Here is a 231-nt window from a genome sequence, read left to right as displayed (position 1 = left end):
GCCACCGATCCCCTCACCATCCCCGCCCCCATCTCCCCTCCCCCCCGCCCCGATGCCCCGCTGTCCGTGCGCGTCCGCCCCCCCCCCCACCTCCAACAGGACCCCACCCCCCTTCACCTTCCCCACCCACCACTCCCCCCACCCCTTCCCCCACCCCATTCCCCTCTCCCCCCCCTTCTTCCTCACCCCACCCTCGGGGTAGATCTTCATCCACACCTTCCCACCACCCTT

General features: G+C 71.4%; 1 protein-coding gene. It reads right to left on the bottom strand.

The features are described from left to right. The coding region (locus FS793_RS16885; RefSeq protein ID WP_260980219.1) for a ribosomal protein L16 at window positions 1-216 on the bottom strand (216 nt) is incomplete at its 3' end. Window positions 217-231 lie beyond the last annotated feature (15 nt).

This window comes from Agrococcus jejuensis, assembly GCF_007679035.1.
In the GTDB taxonomy this organism is placed as follows: Bacteria; Actinomycetota; Actinomycetes; order Actinomycetales; family Microbacteriaceae; genus Agrococcus; species Agrococcus jejuensis_A.
The sequence above is the reverse complement of the archived record's forward strand: the minus strand, read 5'-3'. Positions and strand labels throughout refer to the sequence as shown.